Consider the following 18,338-nt stretch of genomic DNA (forward strand, 5'->3'; position numbering starts at 1 on the left):
AAGGAGCTTATAAAATGAGTTTAATAGTCAAAGACTTAACCGGTGGCTATGGCCAGTTTCCGGTTTTAAAAGATTTGAATTTCACTATTGCACCTGGTGAATTAGTTGGATTAATTGGTTTAAATGGTGCAGGGAAAAGTACAACCATTAAAGAAATTATCGGTTTATTACAACCGCAAAAAGGGAGTATCACTTTAAATGATTTAACCTTAAAAAAAGATCCGGAAAATTATCGCAAACAAATTGGCTATATTCCAGAAACGCCATCTTTGTATGAAGAATTGACTTTAAAAGAGCATATTGAAATAACAGCCATGGCGTATGATATTAAGCAAGAAGAGGCATTGAAGCGAGCAGAGCCGCTCTTAAAAACATTTCGCTTAGAAAATAAGTTGGATTGGTTTCCAGCTAAATTCTCTAAAGGGATGAAGCAAAAGGTTATGGTGTTGTGTGCCTTTTTAATTGAACCAAGTCTTTATATTATTGACGAGCCTTTTTTAGGCTTAGATCCATTAGCCATTAATGCGCTACTAGAATTAATGGAACAAATGAAAAATAATGGTGCTGCGATATTGATGTCTACGCATATTTTAGCGACAGCCGAAAAGTATTGCGATCGTTTTATCGTTTTACATGAAGGAAAAATCATTGCTCAAGGTAGTTTAGCTCACTTGCAAGAAACTTTTGGTTTACAAGGGGCCGATTTGGATGAAATCTATTTGCACTTAACTAAAGCGCAGGTGACTGAAAATGCGTGAGCTATTTAAAAAACGACTAGGCAATCACCAACGCCATATTCAAAAATATTTACGTTATGTATTTAATGATCATTTTGTTTTAATTTGTGTCTTTTTACTAGGTGGAGTCGGACTTTACTACTCTGAATTTATCAAAACATTACCGAGTCATTTTTGGCCGGCATCAATTGTGGTACTTTTTGTTTTGTTGGCAATTTTACCGCTTGGTAATTTTGCCACCCTCACCCAAGAGGCTGATATTGTTTTTTTACTTCCGAAAGAAAGCGCGTTAAAAGCTTATTTTAAAGGTGCATTTTATTATTCTTTACTACTGCCTTTTTTTATCGAATTATTAATTTTAGGTTTTTTGATGCCATTACTGGTGGCAACAAGTTCACTTGATTTTTCGGCTTTTTTTCTTTTATTAATCAGTCTATGGTCTTTGAAGTTTGCCCAATTAAAATTAGCGACATTAAAAATTTATCAAGTCTCCTGGCAATTTTTAAGACAGGTGGAAGTAGTCTGGTTTATTGCTGCTGCAATTTGTCTAGGGGTAAGTATTTTCTTGAATGCTTTTATCGGAGTACTTTTAGCGCTGGTGACAGCCATTGGTGCACAACAGTTTGTAACCAAACGTGAAGATAACTTGGACTGGGAAAAAATGATCCACTTAGAAAAGAGTCGCTTGCATCGCATTTATCAGTTTATTAATCTTTTTACGGACGTGCCAGAAATCACAGCTACTGTCAAACGGCGAGCTTATTTAGATGGTATCTTGCGGCAGATTAAACCAATCCAACGCAATACTTATCTTTATTTATATGCTAGACGTTTTGTTAGAGGTTCAGAGTACAGTGGACTTTTTCTCCGCTTAGTGGTTATTGGTAGCTTACTGTTATATTTTGTTCATGATCTTTACTTTAGTTTGGGACTAGGGATTTTATTTATTTATATGATTGGCTTTCAGCTAATTCCTTTATACAACCAATTTCGTTATATGATTTTGACACAACTTTATCCAGTTGCAAGCTTACAAAAAGCAAAAGCACTGCAATTTTTGCTATTTATTTTATTAGCAGTTGCCGCTTTTATCTTTGCTCTTACAGCAAACATTGCCTTATCTAATTGGACAGATCGTTTCTTAGTAACCATTGCGTATTTTCTCATGGTATTTTTCTTTACCAAATGGTATGTGCCAAGTCGATTAAAGAAGATGGCGTCCTAACGCAAATTAAAATAAAAAAGCTCTTAAAAAAGGGAGCGGGGGAACGTATATGCGCTTGACGTTATGGCCTAAGACCGCTAGAATGGTGGTACTTTTGTTTTGAAGGAGGAAGAGCAGATGGATATTCAGTTAGGCCAAGAATGGAATTTAAGTCCTATTAAAGGCGATACCGGAAAAGCCTATATCGGTTCGCGGGAAAATGATAAAGTTTTTGTGAAACGGAATACGACGCCAATGCTTGCTGCTCTTTCAAAAGAAGGAATTACTCCTCGTCTAATTTGGACCAAAAGGACAGGAAACGGGGATACGTTTTCTGCACAAGAATGGCTAGAAGGTACGATTTTAACGGCAGAAGAGATTGGGAAAAGAAACGATGTGGTGGATGTTTTATATCAGTTGCATCACTCGCAGTCGTTAAAGCGGATGTTACAAAAAATTGGCGGTGAACTTTTAACGCCTAAAATGATGTTGGAACAATACGAAAGTGCGCTCGCTAACCCAATTGGTGAAAATCGTTTTTTGCAGTTAGTCTTGCATTATTTAAAACATAATATACCAGAATTTACCGCAGCCGATGCGGTAGTTGTTCATGGCGATGTCAATCACCGTAACTGGCTAGTTTGTCGCAATTATTTATATTTAGTTGATTGGGATTCTATTTGTTTTAGTGATCCAGCTGTAGATATTGGTACTTTTTTGGGGCATTATCTACCCAAGTCTTCTTGGAGTCGGTGGTTAATGAGTTATGGCATGATGCCAAATGGAACCAACTTGGAAAAAGTTTACTGGTATGCGTTAATGTCACTACTACAAGAAGTAAAAAAATATTATGTTCGTGGCGATTTTGAAACGATGAATGAAGTGATCATTCAGTTAAAACGAATTTTTAGTGAGTAGGGCGATGTCTTTTGCAAAAGCTTTAGACTTTGCTCTTTTTTTACGGTTATATTTTTAGGAAGAAGAAAGGAAGAAATTATGCGGGTAAGAAAAAGAAACGGTGCCGAAGAAATGTTAGCGGCACATCCAGAAATTGTAATTGCTGAACCAACTGCTCATAAAGGGCGTTGGCATGAAGTTTTTGGCAATAACCAACCGATTCAAATTGAAATCGGAATGGGAAAAGGCCGGTTTATTAGTGGAATGGCAAAACAAAATCCAACGATTAACTATATCGGAATCGATATGCAAGTCAGTGTAGTTTCTCATGCGCTAGATAAAGCTTTAGCGGCAGAAGTGGATAATTTGAAACTGTTACATGTTGATGGCTCGGCATTGACAGAGTACTTTGCTGAAAGTGAAGTCGATCAAATCTATTTGAACTTTTCTGACCCATGGCCCAAAAAACGCCATATTAAACGACGCTTAACTTCTCCAGACTTTTTAGCGGTAGATGAAGCAATCTTGAAGCCAAAAGGTGAAATTCATTTTAAAACAGATAACCAAGGCTTATTTGAATATTCTTTAGCTAGTTTTTCTCAATATGGGATGACGTTAAAACAAGTTTGGTTAGATTTACATCATAGTGATTTTTCTGGTAATGTGATGACAGAATATGAAGAAAAGTTCAGTGGAAAAGGTCAACCAATTTACCGTGTAGAAGCTCAGTTTGCTGATAAAACAAAAAAAGTATCATAACAGCTGAAGTTTTCTAATTTGTTTTGAAGAAAATTTCAATAAACTCAGATGAGGTTGTGACAAAAGCGACCAGTTTCAAGAAATAAGACGGAATTTCCGAAAATTGTTTTTTAAATTTTGGGGAATTTCGTCTTATTTCCGAAGAAGCTGCTTCTGCCATACCGTTTATTCGGAAAATGAGGTTGTGACAAGAATCTTGTCACAACCTCATTTTTTTAGTTAAAGAGATTATAACGTTTTGATAATAGATAAGTTTATTTTAACTTATTGCTTTGAAGTTACCCGCTACCTTTAGCTTTTCTTGTTAAAAAAATTTATGGCTTAAAACGAAAATTATAAATTTAGCGTATCTCATTGTGAGGAGGAAGGAGAATGGATGTTACTTGTTTGTCAGAAAAATTGATCAGATATGGTATGACACATCAGATGGAGGACTTATACATTACCCCGCAAAAAGACCAATGGCAGCTTCAATTTAGACAAGGAAATAAGCGGATTGTTTTTGACAGTCTCAAAAAAGAGCATGCGGAAAAATTAATTGCGCGGTTTAAATACTTAGGCCAAATGGATGTCGGAGAAAAGCGGAAGGTACAACTTGGGGCAATCACTTATGAAACTGCGGTTGGCAAACAGCGCTTGCGTCTTTCGATTGTGGGCAATTATGAAGGTAAAGAAAGTTTAGTTTTGCGTTTTTTACAACCTCTAGCCAAATCAGCTCATTTTTATTTTCCAGAACAGTTGGAAATTATCCGTCAGATGACAAATAGACGGCGTTTGTATTTATTTAGTGGTCCGACTGGTTCTGGTAAAACCACGTTAATGTATCGCTTGGCAAAACATAGCGTAGGACAAGTGATTACAATTGAAGATCCGGTTGAAATTGAAGAGGATACTTTTTTACAGCTACAAACCAATACTGTAATTGGTCAAACCTATGATACTTTGATTCAACTGGCGCTACGTCATCGACCGGACTGCCTTATTATTGGTGAAATCAGAGATTCCTTAACTGCAAAAGCCGCAATTCGTGCAGCATTAACCGGTCACAAAGTTTTTGCTACCGTCCATGCGGCCAATTTAGTCCAAACGAAAAGTCGCCTACGTGATTTATTGCCCAGTGAAAATGAATTGGACTATTGTCTAGGGGGAATTATCTACCAGCGCTTATTGACCGATATTAATCAAAAGACAGCCGGATTACTCGCTTATCAATTTGAAAAAGAAGTTCCTTTATCCAATTGGCAGCAAAATTTGAGGCAATTAGTTGAAGAAGGGCGAATTCATGAAGAAATTTTTCAACAAGAGCAATGATAAACAACGTTTAGTGAAAACATTGGCAGATTTATTATTAAGTGGCTTTACCTTATTACAAGCAATTGAAGTGCTCCAACGTAGTCATGAATTTGATGAGCTGAAACTGGCGGCATTTCGTAAAGCATTGGCTGCAGGGACAACGCTAAGTGAAGTTTTTGTGACAATTGATTTTACAGCCGCTGAGATTGCACAAGTTCAATTAGCTGCAGAGCAAGGTTTATTAGCAGAAACATTGCGTCAAATTGCTGAACAACTGGAGTTAGTCACTAAACAAAAAAGAGCTTTGCAGCAAGTTTTAAGTTATCCCTTGTTACTACTGCTTTTTGTAAGTGGTGTCATGGGCAGTTTGCATCACTTTTTGCTGCCGCAGTTATTAGCTTCAGATATGTTGCCTAAAAACCATTGGGGGCTTTTATTCCTACGCTATAGTCCTTATGTATTCCTTATTTTTGTGATTGGAATTTTAGGAACGTCTATTTTGTTAAAATGCTATTTCAATAAAATATCTGCTTTGAAACAAGCTACATTTTTTAGTCATTTACCATTAGTTAATCATTTTTATCGCTTATTCATCGGTAGTTATTTTGCACTAGAGTGGGGCAAACTATTTTGTCAGGGACTAGAAATCAACCAAATTATTCAGGTAATGCAAAAGACTGCTCCGAATTCTTTATTGTGCCAGCTTGCTTGTGAACTGGATGGTGCATTGCAACAAGGAGAACCGCTTAGCAAAAAGTTGCAAACCTATCCGTTTTTGCCACCAGAATTTAGTCTGATTGTATTTCAAGGCCAAGCAACAGGAAAAATGGGAACGGAGTTGATTTTATACAGTAAATTATGTAGTCAAAAATTGAATGACAAAGTGGAAAGAGGCATTAGTCTGATTCAGCCAGTAGTTTTTGTCGTTATTGCGATTTTGATTATTAGTGTTTATGGCGCCTTATTTTTGCCGTTGTATGAAAATATACAGCTGAATAACTGAAAGGGGAGTAAGCTCGTGTGGTTTAATATCAATAAAATAAAAAAAATAAAGGAAAAAAAGAACTATTCTGCGTTCACGATTATCGAAATGCTAGTCGTATTATTTATTATTAGTATTTTGTTATTGCTGTTTGTACCTAATCTCTCAAAACAAAAAGATGAAGCTGAAAAAGGTGGCGAGACTGCGGTTGTGAAGACTGTCGAAACACAAATTGAACTATTCAAATTAAATAATCCCAGTGGTGTAGCCAATGAAGAAAGTATGGTACCAGAATATGTTACAAGTGAACAATGGGCAATCTATGAAAAATATAATCAAAATTCAACCGAGTAATCGTAAAAATGCTGGTTTTACCATTGTAGAATCTTTAATAACTTTGTTTGTGATTTCTATTTTTCTTTTTATACCAACATTAACGTTACAGCCATTAATCGCAAAAACTAAAGTCGAATTATTTTTAGCACAATTTGAACAAAATTTTTTGTTGTTACAACAAACCGCAATTACCCAACAAATTGAGACAACATTGAGATTTGATCAAGAAAAAAGAGTATTGCAGTATGAAATTTTAGAACAAGAAAGCTATCCTGATTTACCGCTACCAGAGGAGTTAAGTTGCAAGATGCCACAAACTATTGTGATAAAGGCGGATAGTGGTAATTATTCGGGGATGGAATCTGTCATTTTTCAATGGGAAAAGACAAAAATTACGTATCAATTTCAATTAGGAAGTGGTCGCTTTGTCAAAACAATTACCTAAAGGTTTTATTTTGTTAGAGGCTTTGGTGTCGTTGAGCATTTTAACCGGCTGTGCTTTAATTTTAATTCACCAGCAACAACAACTATTAATCAGAAGTGAAAACGCCAAAGCACAGTTATTGCAAAGCCGGATTATGTATGAAGAAGCACGGATCATCTTGCGACATGACGGGGTAAATTTCCATACTGTAAGTTATGAAAAGCAAGATTACGTTATTCATTATAATCCACGAACCTACTATTTTTATTGTCAAAGAGATAATCATCTCATGGAGGTTAAACTTGAAAATTAATGGGTTTACACTTTTAGAATGTTTAGTGGCGCTCTTCATTTTTAATTTGTGTTTGTTGTTAATTAGCGGTCTTTTTTTACGGACGATACATTTAAAAGAAATTGTTACCAAAAGACAAGAGCAGGAGTTTGCGACTTTTATGCTCCAATTAGAAAATGAACTGCAAGATACAACGTTACTTTCTTGCACTCCAGCAGTTTTAAAGTGCAAAACTACTGAAGATAAGACAATTTCAATTGAAAAAGGAGATAATATGATTCGTAAAAGAGTAGATAAAGAAGGACATCAGCCACTTTTAATGGATGTTTATCATCTCCGCTTTTCTAAAAACTTGATGACCAAAACCGTTACTTTACAAGTCTTTTTTCAATCAGGAGATGTTTGTTATGGGAAATGGGTGGAAAACTGAGCATAAGGCCGGTATTTTATTATCAACATTACTCTTAGTTGCCCTAATTAGCTTACTAAGTTACAGTGTCTTAACGCATCATTTCATAACTGCGACTGCTGCGATTAAAACAGAGCGCTTATATCGGGCTAAAACAATGAGAGAGTTATTTTTAGTTTACTACTTCACATTGTCAGATGAAAAACAACAAAAAGGAACAGTGGAGTTCTCTAGCGGGTCTTGTCAATTTGAAAAAGAACAAAAAAACTTAAAATTATTGATTGAACTAGAGAAACAAAATTTTCATTTTACCGTCAGTGAAACAGAATTAACTAAGTTATCCCAACGATTTAAAGATAACAAAAAATCTGTTTCTTATTAAGAATATAACAGTTGCTGAGAAAACCTTATCATTTGTGTTTCTCAGCTTTTTGGTATCCTTATCAAAAAAGGTGTATGTTCGTTGTTTCACAAACAAAAATGTGAATTTTTGATTGATAAATTTTAGGGAATCGGCTATCATTAAACAGGTATAAAAGGTGTTATAATCTCCAGAAAGAAGGTGTCTTATGTTTCCTGATCAATTTGAAGAAGCTTTTTCATTGAATCTTGAAGCCATCCAATTGCTGCAAAATGCTTTGGGGTCCTCATTTCTGGATGCATACATCGAGAATGTGGAAAACCAATTGGACGGATTTAGTGTACGAGTACTAGATGGCGTGCCAGACGACAAAACAGTTGCTAAAATCGACACACTGTACACAAAACTAATGGAAATCTCTTTAGCAGGTGAAGATTTACGGAAATTATCCCAATTACTTTTACTAAAGGGCAGTAAAACAGAACAATTACAAGCTAATCATCAATTAACACCAGATGGGCTCGGATTTTTATTTGTCTATTTACTAGAACAGTTTTATCCCGATAAAAAACAAACAGTGACTATTTTTGATCCTGCGGTGGGAATGGGCAATTTATTATTGACAGCGCTATTAAATCTGCAAACTGCTGGTTATCAGGCAAAAGGATTCGGTGTGGATATTGATGATACATTACTTGCAGTTGCCGCAGCTGATACCGAGTGGACCAAAGGCGATTTACAACTTTTCCACCAAGACAGTTTACAAGATTTATTATTAGATCCAACTGATGTAGCTATTTCTGATTTACCAATTGGCTATTATCCTAATGATCAAAAAGCACAAGAATTTATTACCGGTGTAAAAGACGGTCATTCTTATGCGCATCATTTACTGATGGAACAAGCGATGAATTACGTTAAAGAAGCAGGTTATGGCTTGTTCTTAGTACCAAGTAATCTACTAGAGTCTGAACAATCAGCTTATTTTAAAAAGTGGATGGCAGAAAAAGTCTTTTTACAAGGGCTAATTCAATTGCCAGATCAACTTTTCCAATCCGAACAATCCCGTAAAAGTATTTTGATTGTCCAAAATCGTGGAGAGTCTGCTATTCAAAAAGAGGTCTTTTTAGCGAAACTTGCTTCACTAACTGATGAAAAAGTAATCGCTAAATTCTTTAAACAATTTGAAGACTGGAAATCAGCCAATTAATTATTTAAAAGGAGAGTAACATGTCTAAAACAATCGCAATCAATGCAGGAAGTTCAAGTTTAAAATGGCAATTGTACCAAATGCCAGAAGAAAGTGTTGTCGCTAAAGGAATCGTCGAAAGAATTGGTCTAAAAGATTCTATTTTCACGATTAAATACGGCGAAGGTCAAAAATATAATGAAGTTGTAGATATTAACGACCATGAAGTCGCAGTTAAAATGCTATTAGACAAATTAATTGAATTAGAAATCTTAGCAAACTACGATGAAATCACAGGCGTTGGTCATCGCGTTGTACATGGTGGTGAAACGTACAAAGATTCTGTTGTAATTGATGATGAAGTCATGAATAATATTGAAGCTTTAGCTGAATTTGCACCACTGCATAACCCAGCCAATTTAATGGGCATTAAAGCATTCAAAAAAATCTTACCTGATATTATCAGTGTGGCAGTTTTTGATACTTCATTCCACGCCACAATGCCTAAACATAACTATTTATACAGCTTACCAATGGAATACTATACTGACTTTAAAGTCCGTAAATACGGTTTCCATGGCACAAGCCATCGCTATGTTTCCCAACGTGCGGCTGAAATGTTAGGAAAACCAATTGAAGAATTAAAAATCATCACTTGCCATTTAGGTAATGGGGCTTCTATTACAGCTGTTGATGGCGGAAAATCAGTGGATACTTCAATGGGCTTCACACCACTTGCTGGGGTGACAATGGGAACACGTTCTGGTGATATTGATCCTGCTGTTTTACCATACTTAATGGACAAATTAAACATTAACATTGAAGCGATGGTTGATATTTTAAATAAAAAATCTGGCTTACTTGGTTTAACTGGCCTTTCAAGCGACATGCGCGACCTTGAAGCAAACTACGACAAAGAAGAAGTAAAAGTTGCGTACGATGTATTCACTGACCGTATCCGTAAATACATTGGTGGTTACGTAACCACTATGAATGGCGTTGACGCAATCGTCTTCACAGCTGGTATCGGCGAAAACGATGCTCATGTTCGTAATGAAGTCATTAAAGGCATGACTTGGTTTGGTTGTGAAATTGATCCAGAGAAAAATAAAGTACGTGGTGAAGAATTAGAAATTTCAACACCAGAATCAAAAGTCAAAGTGTTGTTAATTCCAACTGATGAAGAATTAATGATTGCCCGCGACGTTGAACGTTTACGTTAATTTAAAGAATAGATTGTCATTTGCAAACATCCTATGCCTATAATAGTGTAGGATGTTTTTTTTTGTTATTTTTTACGATTGGAGTGTATATGCGAACAATAACAGAACAATTTGCGCTTGATATCGGCTGTTTGCCCACAGACTTAACTACGGATACTTTTTGTTATGGACAACCTACCAAAGCTATGTTTTCTTATCATCGATTTGCCGGTGTTGCGATTGTGTATCAGGGAAAGCTCTATATACGTGCAAATAACGTGTCCTTAGTGTCACAATTAAAAAAACAGTATCAAGGCAAAAATAATCAATGGTTTTTCGACCTACAAAATATTCAAGCTTTTCAAGCAATTTTAATAAAAAATGGCTATCGTCTAAAAGAATGGGGAACTTTTTTATTGCCACAAAAAATAGTTAACAGTGAAGAGGAGGCTTTTCAATTTTTTTATGGAGACGATATCAAACAATTTAGAAATCAAAAAGATTTTGACCAATGTTTTATGTATAGCAAGGAAGACCCGGATAAGCTAGGTGTAGCCTATCAAATAAATAATAAAATTATTGGCATGGCGGGGTGTAATGAAAACGGTAAGTACTGTTGTGAAATTGGAATAAATATTTTGCCAAATTATCGTAAGCAAGGTTTGGCTACAAAATTAATTCAGAAACTGACAGCTGAGATTATGAGGGCAGATATGGACAGAATTCCTGTCGCTAGAACAGAATTTTCCCACACCGAATCTTTAAATGCTTTTATAAACGCAGGATACAAATTAGGCTGGACGGCCATTAGTTTTGAAAAAGAAGAGTAAATAGTTCACTTGTGCGATAGAAAATAGTTGCTTATTTTCTCTTCTTTAGTTGTTTCAGTAAAAAATGAGCTATAATTCACTATTTATCAGCTGACTGCACAAACATATACTGATTAGTGATGAAGTAAAGAGTAGGCAAACATTTTTTTATGTTTGCTTTTTTAGTCAAAAATTCTAATAAGTTATTGACCTTTACATAGAAATCGATTACACTCATCTTATAAAACGTCATATAACGTTATATAAGATAAAATCGCACCGTTTTATTCGAAAAACAGGGATGCACCTGTACGTAATTTAAAAAGTCTGCAAAATTTAGGAGGACAAAAAATGGATGTAACAAAAACAGTTAAGAACATTTTGGCTAAAAATGAAGGACAGCTTTCCGGTATTTACTTTGTTGCTTGTGGTGGCTCTTTAGTGGATATGTATGTAGCCGAATATTTTATGAAAGCTGAGTCAAGCAAATGTTTTACCGGTTGGTATACTGCAAATGAATTTTGCCATGTGCCACCAAAAGCTTTAGATGAGCATGCAGTGGTAATTTTATGTTCTCATGGTGGCAATACAAAAGAAACAGTTCAAGCTGGTCGAGTTGCCCAAAGTTTCGGGGCTCAAACAGTAGGATTAACCCATAACAAAGAAGCGGACTTATTTGAAGTTTCAAACTATAGCTTTTTGTATGATTGGGGCGCAGATGCTGAAGTGAAAAATAATCCAATGGCTATTATTTTAGATTTAACTGTTTCATTAGTTGCGCAAACAGAAGGCTATGATCACTACGACAAATTTAAAGAAGGTATGGGGATTATTGATACAGTTGTAAAAAACGCCATTGCCCAAGTACAAGAGCGGGTAAAAGTTTTTGCTGATAAATATCAAAATGACACGATGTTCTATATTATGGGAAGTGGCCCTAGCTATGGCCATGCTTATGGCTTTTCTATTTGTTCATTAATGGAGATGCAGTGGCTTGATTCCACATCAGTCCATTCTGGTGAATATTTCCATGGGCCTTTTGAAGTGACCGATCAAGATCGCAATTACATTATGTTAATGAGTGAAGGACGCACTCGGCCTCTAGACGAGCGGGCAAAAACATTTTTACAAGAATATGCCAAAAATGTCGAATACGTCGATGCCAAAGAGTTAGGGTTGGATTTAATTCCCACTGAAGTAAATGAATTTTTCAATCCGATTTTATTTTATAGTGTTTTAGCTGAGTATCGTTTGGCTTTGTCTAAAGTACGTAATCATGATTTAGATGTGCGTCGTTATATGGGAAAAGTTGCTTATTAAAATCATTATGTGTGAGGCAGTTAGAAGATAACCTAACTGTCTTCTCCTTAATCAAAAAAATGCAATTGTTATTTCATTTTTGAATGGACAAAAAGAAAGGGGCAGTTTTATGAAAGTTCTTGGATTAGGCGATAATGTAGTGGATAAGTATGTCAATTATAAACTGATGTATCCAGGAGGCAATGCACTGAATTTTGCCGTTTTTTCCAAAAAATTGGGTGTAGACAGTAGTTTTATGGGTGTCTTTGGTACAGATAAAGAAGGACAGTATGTTAAAAAAGTGGTAGAAGAAATTGGTTTAGACAATAGTCATTCTCGGCTAGTTGAAGGTGAAAATGGCTGTGCTCGCGTAGAAATTAAAGACGGGGATCGCATTTTTTTAGGCAGTAATGAAGGCGGCGTGACCCAAACCAATCCAATTCGTTTAAGTGCAGAAGATAAAGACTATCTTAAAACCTTTGATCTGATTCATATGGGACTTTATAGTCATGTCAATCACCTGTTGCCGGTATTAAAAGAATTGCCTGGCAAAATTTCTTATGATTTTTCTGACGATTTTACAGAAGCTGAAGTTCAAAAGGCGATTGCTGCGGTAAATTTTGGCTTTTTCTCTATGAGTGATGAAAACGATGAAGATGCAAAACAATTTTTACATGAACATTTTACTGGCAACAATGAAGTCTTGGTTATAACAAGAGGTGCCAATTCTGCTATCGCCTATGATGGCCAACGTTTTTATGAGGTGGTTCCTGTGTTAAAAGAACCTGTGGATACAATGGCTGCGGGAGATTCTTTTTTGACTGCCTTTTTAATTAATTATTTAAGTGGAGATGATATTTCTACCGCCATGAAAAAAGGAAATGATTTTGCCGGCGATTCTTGTCTGATAGAAGGATCTTTTGGCTATGGAGTTAGCTACGAGTAACTTGTGTTCAGCTAGGGCATTTGGTACTCTACTTTAGGAGAGATCTTTTGATCAAAAACTAAGTGAGGGACGAATATGCTTGATGCAAATGCACAATTGCCATTATATAAACAGTTAAAAGAAGTTATCAAAACAAAAATAAATACCGGTGAATATACCGAAAATAAACGTATCCCGACAGAACCAGAATTTATTAAAAACTACGGTGTAAGTCGTATTACCGTTCGTAAAGCGATTGAAGAGTTAGTTGCTGAAGGCTACTTGGTAAAAAAACAAGGTAAAGGGACTTTTATCAGTGGGCACAAGGTCTTGCGAAAAATTGAGTATGTTACAGGATTTAGTGATAGTGGTAAAAGCAGCCAGTTAAAGACGACAAGTAGTCTATTAAAAGAAGAAATCTTAACAGCAAATCATGAACTAGCTGAAAAATTGGAAATTCCCGTTGGCGCTAAAGTTTTATATACCCAAAGAAAGCGTTTGGGTAATGGGACGCCTCTACTATTAGAAAATAATTATTTTGATTATGCCCGTTTTGCTTTTTTACAAGAGGAAGATTTAACTGGTTCTTTGTATGAAATCTTACGCAAACACGATATTTTACCCATCAATCCAGGTGAAACGACTTTGGAAATTGTAACAGCAGATGATTTTATGGCCAAAACAATGGCGGTTGCGATTGGGACACCGTTTTTTTACATGCAGACAGTAGTGAAAGACCAAAATATGCGGCCCATTCATTTTGGCAAACAGTTTTATTTAGGGGATGCGTACACTTTTAGTATTTGATTCACCGCAAAGCTATGTGCTAAAAGGAGGAATCATGGAAAAAATTATTCGCACAAATTACCTTTTTGATGGAATTCATCCTGTGCAAAAGGGTCATATTGTGATGAAAGATGACAAAATCATTGCCAAAGAATTTAATTGGGAGTATGGATCAGTTTCGGATAAACGCAAACTAGTTTGCTATGATGATTGTTTTGTTATGCCAGGTTTAATGGATAATCATGTCTTTTTTAGCGGCTATTTACGCATGCAGGCGGGAATTGATTTAAGTGATTGTCACACCAAAGCCGAAGCCTTAGCGAAAATCAAAGCTGTAGCAATAAAAAAACAGGGTGATCCCATTTATTTTCATGGTTTTGATTGTGAAATATGGCCAGAAAAACCGACCAGCCAAGACTTAGATGACTTAAATTATTCAGGTGCCATTAGTGGCATCGATCAAAAGCGTTCTTACTGTTGGCTAAATAACCATGCTAAAGCACGTTATGATTTGGATGAGACAGGTACTAGTGCAGAGGCTGCTGTAAAATTAATTAATGAATTATTGGCAGATAAAAAAGAGCTAACCGCAGCTTATCAGCAGTATGAAAAGACGCTGCTTGCTTGTGGTGTTGTAGCAACAAAAGAGATTGTTTTTGATAGTGCCGATTATTTCACCTGGCGACCAGAAGGGAAATTTCAGACGCGTTTTTATATTCAAGCCGTAGCTGAGTCTTTGGATATCCCACGGCTGATAAATTACAAACAAACTACTTTTCCTAAAAATGTAACATTTGGTGGCGCTAAAATTATGGTAGATGGCGTCGTGGCAGAGGAAACGGGGGATACTTATGGTGCTTATAGTTCTGGAATAGACCAGCCACAAATTGATTATAATAAAATTGCCTACTTGGTTAAAGCTTGCAATAGTCAAAATATCCCCTGTTGTTTAACAACAGAAGGAGATAAAGCAGCAGCAAAAGCTGCTGAAATTTTAGTTCAAAATAGTAAGCGTTTACCAAGTGGGATTTATAATTCAATTAGTGATTTGGAAATGATCACTAAAGAAACTGCCAAACAAATGGCAGAAGGGAAAATTGTCGCAGAAATTTATCCCCAAGTATTAGGCTTAAATAAAAGCTATGAAGAAAGTTATATGGAAAATGTTTTGCCTTACAAGTACGCATCACGATTTTTTAATTATCGTGCTTTGGAGGATGCGAATATCTTGCTTACTAGCGGAACGGACTTACCACTTTTTATAACGAATTTACCAGAAGCAATTATGCGCAGCGTTTGGCGGAGATTTCCACAAGGTAAAAAACGTTGGCAAGAAGAAAACGGACTTAATTGCCTTAGTTTACTCCAAAGTTTTACGAAAAATGCTTTTCTAGCTAATGGAATAAAAGATTGTGGCACGCTTTTGAAAGGACAAAAAGCGCATTTAGCGATTTTCAATGAAGATTTAACGACACAAGATATTACGCGACTAGAGCAAGCAAAAGTGATTGCTACGTATATTGACGGTCAGCTAGTCTATCAAGTATAAGTTTCAAGTTTTATATAACGTTATAAAACGTATATGTGTGTATTAAAGGAGGAAAAGATATGGAAGTAACAGAAAAAACTAAAAAGAAATTTACCTTTCCCCATAGTTATACTCTAATTTTTTGTTTGATTGTCGCAGCGGCAATTCTAACTTGGATTATTCCTAGTGGTCAGTTTGAAACAGTAATAGAAAATATTAATGGCACAGAAAAAACGACCGTGATTCCTGGCACCTATCACCAAATTGCTAAATCAGGTTATGGTCAGGGAATAGGTGCTATTTTAGAAGCGCCAGCAGCGGGAATTATATCAGCGGTTGAAGTAGTTGCTTTTGTATTGGTAGTAGGTGGCGCGTTTGGGGTGATTCTAAAAACAGGAGCGGTAGACCGCGCTTTGTTCTCTTTGGCTACGTCGCTTGGAGACAAAGGAATTCTAGTGATTCCTTTATCTATGATTTTGTTTAGTTTAGGTGGTTCTACCTTTGGCATGAGTGAAGAGGTGATTCCGCTATTCGCAGTATTTATTTCGCTGATGTTCTCATTAGGATATGATTCAATGACAGCTATTTTAATTTTATTTTTGGGAACACAAGTAGGTTATGTTGGTTCAACCATTAATCCTTTTAATGTCTTAATTGCTCAAGGTGTAGCCGGTGTACATGGTAATCCATTATTATGGTATCGGGTTATTTGTTGGTTGATTTTAACGGTGATTGCGATTATTTTTACTATGAACTACGCTCGTAAAGTAAAAGCTAATCCGAAAAGTTCTGTGGTTTACGCAAGTGATCAATTAGTTAAAAGCAAATTTCAAAATTTTGAACAAGATAAACCTTTTTCTGGCGGTGACAAGTTGATTGTGGCTGGTTTTATCGGTGGTTTAGGTGTAATGATTTGGGGCATTATTGCACAAGGCTGGTATATGGTCGAAATCTCGGCGCTATTTGTAGCTTTAGCGTTGTTTGCTGGAGTTGTGGCAAAATTTGGGCAAAAAAAAATTGCGGAAGCTTTTGTGGAAGGTTGCGCTGATTTTGCTTATGCTGCGGTCATTATCGGTTTGGCACGAGGCGTTTTAGTAATTTTAGAAAATGGCATGATTATCGATACAATTTTGAATAGTTTGGCAACTCTTTTGGGTGGACTGCCTAAAGCCTTATTCTCTACCATTTTATTAGGTGCTCAAGTTTTAGTGACATTTTTTGTACCTTCGTCTTCAGGTGCTGCGGCTTTAACGATGCCTGTTATGGCACCTTTAGGAGATTTACTTGGTATAAATCGAGATGTCATTGTTTTAAGCAATCAGTTTGGAAATGGTTTGATGAACATTATTTCGCCAACAGGTGGCGTTTTATTAGCTGGTCTAGCGATTGCCGAAATTAATTTTTCGAAATGGTTTAAAGTTGGTTTAAAAGCTTTTGGTATACTAGCAGTGACTGCGGCGATTTTACTTTATATTGCTACTTTATTTTAGTTATAAGATAGAATGTCAATAATTAGCCTTTTTCCTAGTTTAAAGATAAGGGAAATGTAAGATTCACCCAAATTAGTGATAAATCAGGTATAATAGTTGTGTGAGTCTAGCGTTCAACTTCAATTCGTTAGAATCATTTTTGCAACACTAAAAAGAAGCAGAATGTGATTATCTACGCCAAATGGATAATTATATACTGCTTTTTTTTAAATAAAATTTTTAGTAGCAGAAAGGTTGAAATTTCAATCTTTTTGCTACTTTTTTTAGTCATTTAAAAATCAGTTGAATTTTTTGAGGTAAAAGTATTGACAATTGTTCGGTACCGAAATATAATCATCAACGAAATAAAGTTCGGTACCGAAATATTCGGCACCGTAATAAAAGCGAGGTAATTTGAATGAGTAAATTAAGTGATCAATTATTAAAACAAATTCGTTTCATCAGTGATGCTGGTAATGCATTTATGAGTAAGCGTCAGAAATTAACTGGGCAACAACGTGTACTGGCAGTATTGCGTCTAGAAGATGGTTTAACACAGGGCTATCTAGCGGATATTTTGGGGTTGAGTCCAAGTTCTTTAGCAGAATTGTTGAAAAAATTGGAAAACAGCGGTGCGATTAAGCGCGTTGAAGACGAGCAGGATAAACGAATTAAAATGGTATTTTTAACCGCTGAAGGCAAGAAGCAAGCTGAAGCATCAGCACAAGTGGCAGATACTATTGTAAGTGAACATTTTTTTGATGGCTTAACAGAAGCTGAAATGGCAGAATTAGCTACTTTGTTGCAAAAAATAATGGACGGTTGGAGTGATGAAATGAAGCAAAAAGCAGAGGCTTTTGTCGATCCATTTGATCGTCTTGCAGCTGTTCAAAATATGAAAGCCGCTTTTAAAGAGCGTTTTGGCCAAGAATGGTCAGAAATGGATGCGGCTGAAATGAATAAATTTCGGCGCCAAATGAAGAAAAAAATGCGGGAAATGTCATTTGAAGATTTTGAACAAATGCGTAATTTTCGTGGTGACTTTGGCGGTTTTGGCTTAGGTGGCGGACCAAGAGGTGGACGTGGCATGCATCGCGGTGGTCGTAATTTTCACGAAAATCATCAACATAAAACTAGCGAACAACAAGAAGCTTGGTTTGATTTTTGGCAAAATAAATTTGGTGGTATGAAACCTAAACAAGAAAATCATGATGATTCTAACCAAGATGATGATTGGCAAGATTTCTAAAAAAGTAACAGGAATGAGAGTGTGACAAAAGTCTTGTCACACCTCCTATTTCCGAATAAACGTTGTGACAGAAGTAGCCTTTATCACAACCTCGTGCTATAGGTATATTAATAAAATTATCTTGTCCAAAAGTTTGAAATTTCAGAGAAACTATCGAGACTGCAAACTTTCGTTGGAATTGAGTTTTA

The 18,338-nt window shown here is 36.0% G+C and carries 20 protein-coding genes; all 20 read left to right on the plus strand.

The window, feature by feature from the left end:
- Positions 1 to 14 precede the first annotated feature (14 nt).
- A complete protein-coding gene (locus IGI65_RS04310; protein WP_071864579.1) occupies positions 15 to 758 on the plus strand; it encodes an ABC transporter ATP-binding protein in 744 nt (247 codons plus the stop codon).
- Positions 751 to 1,962 carry an ABC transporter permease gene (locus IGI65_RS04315; RefSeq protein WP_438773334.1) on the plus strand — a complete coding sequence of 404 codons (1,212 nt, stop codon included), beginning with the start codon at positions 751 to 753 and terminating at the stop codon, positions 1,960 to 1,962. Before IGI65_RS04310 ends, IGI65_RS04315 begins: the two co-directional genes overlap by 8 nt.
- Positions 1,963 to 2,079: 117 nt before the next feature.
- Positions 2,080 to 2,859, plus strand: a complete 780-nt coding sequence (locus IGI65_RS04320; RefSeq protein WP_071864581.1) for a phosphotransferase family protein — start codon at positions 2,080 to 2,082, stop codon at positions 2,857 to 2,859.
- A gap of 78 nt (positions 2,860 to 2,937) precedes the next feature.
- Entirely contained in the window at positions 2,938 to 3,597 is a 660-nt protein-coding gene (gene trmB, locus IGI65_RS04325; RefSeq protein WP_412256090.1) for a tRNA (guanosine(46)-N7)-methyltransferase TrmB, read from the plus strand.
- A gap of 372 nt (positions 3,598 to 3,969) precedes the next feature.
- Complete coding sequence (comGA, locus tag IGI65_RS04330) at positions 3,970 to 4,908, plus strand: competence type IV pilus ATPase ComGA (protein WP_438773335.1); 939 nt, start codon at positions 3,970 to 3,972, stop codon at positions 4,906 to 4,908.
- Positions 4,880 to 5,893 (plus strand): competence type IV pilus assembly protein ComGB, encoded by a 1,014-nt coding sequence (gene comGB / locus IGI65_RS04335; protein WP_438773336.1) that lies wholly within the window; start codon positions 4,880 to 4,882, stop codon positions 5,891 to 5,893. The genes comGA and comGB overlap by 29 nt, the downstream gene beginning before the upstream one ends.
- A gap of 15 nt (positions 5,894 to 5,908) precedes the next feature.
- Positions 5,909 to 6,226, plus strand: a complete 318-nt coding sequence (comGC, locus tag IGI65_RS04340; RefSeq protein ID WP_438773337.1) for a competence type IV pilus major pilin ComGC — start codon at positions 5,909 to 5,911, stop codon at positions 6,224 to 6,226.
- On the plus strand, positions 6,195 to 6,653 hold the full coding sequence (gene comGD, locus IGI65_RS04345) for a competence type IV pilus minor pilin ComGD (RefSeq protein WP_438773338.1): 459 nt from the start codon (positions 6,195 to 6,197) through the stop codon (positions 6,651 to 6,653). The genes comGC and comGD overlap by 32 nt, the downstream gene beginning before the upstream one ends.
- A complete protein-coding gene (locus IGI65_RS04350) occupies positions 6,625 to 6,945 on the plus strand; it encodes a hypothetical protein (protein ID WP_438773339.1) in 321 nt (106 codons plus the stop codon). The genes comGD and IGI65_RS04350 overlap by 29 nt, the downstream gene beginning before the upstream one ends.
- On the plus strand, positions 6,935 to 7,354 hold the full coding sequence (gene comGF, locus IGI65_RS04355; RefSeq protein ID WP_438773340.1) for a competence type IV pilus minor pilin ComGF: 420 nt from the start codon (positions 6,935 to 6,937) through the stop codon (positions 7,352 to 7,354). The genes IGI65_RS04350 and comGF overlap by 11 nt, the downstream gene beginning before the upstream one ends.
- Entirely contained in the window at positions 7,332 to 7,715 is a 384-nt protein-coding gene (gene comGG / locus IGI65_RS04360) for a competence type IV pilus minor pilin ComGG (RefSeq protein ID WP_438773341.1), read from the plus strand. Before comGF ends, comGG begins: the two co-directional genes overlap by 23 nt.
- A gap of 187 nt (positions 7,716 to 7,902) precedes the next feature.
- A complete protein-coding gene (locus IGI65_RS04365; protein WP_438773342.1) occupies positions 7,903 to 8,904 on the plus strand; it encodes a class I SAM-dependent methyltransferase in 1,002 nt (333 codons plus the stop codon).
- 20 nt (positions 8,905 to 8,924) lie between these two features.
- Entirely contained in the window at positions 8,925 to 10,106 is a 1,182-nt protein-coding gene (locus IGI65_RS04370; RefSeq protein WP_071864591.1) for an acetate/propionate family kinase, read from the plus strand.
- Positions 10,107 to 10,195: 89 nt separating this feature from the next.
- Complete coding sequence (locus tag IGI65_RS04375; protein WP_438773343.1) at positions 10,196 to 10,915, plus strand: GNAT family N-acetyltransferase; 720 nt, start codon at positions 10,196 to 10,198, stop codon at positions 10,913 to 10,915.
- Between the two features lie 330 nt (positions 10,916 to 11,245).
- Complete coding sequence (locus IGI65_RS04380; protein ID WP_438773344.1) at positions 11,246 to 12,214, plus strand: SIS domain-containing protein; 969 nt, start codon at positions 11,246 to 11,248, stop codon at positions 12,212 to 12,214.
- Positions 12,215 to 12,323: 109 nt separating this feature from the next.
- Positions 12,324 to 13,139: a fructoselysine 6-kinase gene (locus IGI65_RS04385; RefSeq protein ID WP_438773345.1), complete on the plus strand. Its 816-nt coding sequence runs from the start codon at positions 12,324 to 12,326 to the stop codon at positions 13,137 to 13,139.
- A gap of 75 nt (positions 13,140 to 13,214) precedes the next feature.
- Positions 13,215 to 13,925 carry a GntR family transcriptional regulator gene (locus IGI65_RS04390; RefSeq protein WP_438773346.1) on the plus strand — a complete coding sequence of 237 codons (711 nt, stop codon included), beginning with the start codon at positions 13,215 to 13,217 and terminating at the stop codon, positions 13,923 to 13,925.
- Between the two features lie 34 nt (positions 13,926 to 13,959).
- Positions 13,960 to 15,453 (plus strand): amidohydrolase family protein, encoded by a 1,494-nt coding sequence (locus tag IGI65_RS04395; protein ID WP_438773347.1) that lies wholly within the window; start codon positions 13,960 to 13,962, stop codon positions 15,451 to 15,453.
- Positions 15,454 to 15,512: 59 nt separating this feature from the next.
- Positions 15,513 to 16,922, plus strand: a complete 1,410-nt coding sequence (locus IGI65_RS04400; protein WP_071864598.1) for a YfcC family protein — start codon at positions 15,513 to 15,515, stop codon at positions 16,920 to 16,922.
- 397 nt (positions 16,923 to 17,319) lie between these two features.
- On the plus strand, positions 17,320 to 18,150 hold the full coding sequence (locus IGI65_RS04405) for a MarR family winged helix-turn-helix transcriptional regulator (RefSeq protein ID WP_438773348.1): 831 nt from the start codon (positions 17,320 to 17,322) through the stop codon (positions 18,148 to 18,150).
- Positions 18,151 to 18,338: the final 188 nt, after the last annotated feature.

The organism is Enterococcus sp. DIV0755b (assembly GCF_051713765.1).
Classification (GTDB): Bacteria; Bacillota; Bacilli; order Lactobacillales; family Enterococcaceae; genus Enterococcus_C; species Enterococcus_C canintestini.